We start from the raw sequence: 1,205 nt of genomic DNA, 5'->3' as shown, positions 1-1,205 counted from the left end.
AAACAGTTGAGATCTCTGACCATCGCATCAACATCGTAGCGGTCAACCCAATAGGCACAGAGTTCGCGCAGGGTTTGGGGATCACAGCCATAGAACCAATCGGAATCATCCGGCTGGTCAGGCAAACGATATGATCGCACCCGCGCCTTCAATGCATCGAAGGCCTCATCTGACCAGTCGACTTTGAACGGTGTTGCCATTCCCTTTATCCTTTCCGCAACGCGTTCAGGCGCCCGCTGAAATACGTTGGCCACACAGGTTGAAGAATAATCTTGCTCGCTTCGTGCCCAGGTGAGCGCGCACTGGTGCCAATCGACATTCACCGACACGTGTCATCGATGATCGTCTCCCTCTCGCCCTTCAACGCGTCGCCGCGGCGAGAGGGGAACCAGCCTCTCTCCGGATCGTTGTAGCGAATTGCGACTTCGGCGGGTGGCCAACATGCGGAGCGGCGTCGCCGATCGCTGATCACCCGGGAAAATCTAAAACACGTGGTGGACGACTTTGGTTTCACGTTCATGACGAAATACATCCAAACGCCCCATCTTAATCTCGCCTATGAAGAGGCGGGCGGACGTGCCCAATGGCTATTGTCGCCGAGTAAGAGAAGGCGGCGAAATGCTTGACGAGGTCAAGTCCGATCGGCGCGCTTTCGCCTGTATGCTCGGCGGCGAGGATCGATCGACCCTCTTCATCACCACCGCGCAGTGGCTCGGTATGGACAAGATGAATCAGATGGCCGGCACCGGTCAAATCGTTTCCGTCGAAGCAACCACTGCCGGGACCGGCTGGCCGTTCAACTGAGCGCACGAGTGACGATGACGCTGCAAGGAGAAGCAACATGCCGAACCACAGCCATGCACAAACAATTTCCGTGTCGGGTGGATCGATATTCACCACTGTTGCCGGGAGCGGCCCGCCGCTTCTCTTGCTGCATGGCTTCCCACAGACCCATCTCATGTGGCGCGACGTCGCTCCTCTGCTTGCCTCCGAGTTCACGGTCATCTGTGCCGATCTGCGTGGATATGGCGCCAGCGCTTGCCCTCCTTCCACCCCCGATCACCTCCCCTATTCCAAACGCGCGATGGCGGCCGAGATGGTCGAGCTTATGGAAAAGTTCGGCTTCAGCGAGTTCATGATCGGTGGCCATGACCGGGGCGGCCGTGTCGCTTACCGCATGGCGCTCGATCATCCGGCGGTGATAA

The 1,205-nt window shown here is 58.1% G+C and carries 3 protein-coding genes; 2 read left to right on the top strand and 1 reads right to left on the bottom strand.

The window, feature by feature from the left end; genetic code table 11:
* On the bottom strand, positions 1–200 hold a 200-nt coding region (locus AC1D3C_RS29860; RefSeq protein WP_477485424.1), incomplete at its 3' end, for an epoxide hydrolase N-terminal domain-containing protein.
* A gap of 418 nt (positions 201–618) precedes the next feature.
* Between AC1D3C_RS29860 and AC1D3C_RS29855 the strand changes: the two genes are divergently transcribed.
* The gene (locus AC1D3C_RS29855; protein WP_477485423.1) at positions 619–804 is read left to right on the top strand and encodes a hypothetical protein; all 186 of its coding nucleotides are present in this window, start codon (positions 619–621) and stop codon (positions 802–804) included.
* A gap of 37 nt (positions 805–841) precedes the next feature.
* The coding region (locus tag AC1D3C_RS29850; RefSeq protein WP_477485422.1) for an alpha/beta fold hydrolase at positions 842–1,205 on the top strand (364 nt) is incomplete at its 3' end.

The sequence above is a fragment of the Neorhizobium sp. P1_A6 genome (assembly GCF_056406795.1).
This window is presented reverse-complemented; position numbering and strand designations above follow the sequence as displayed.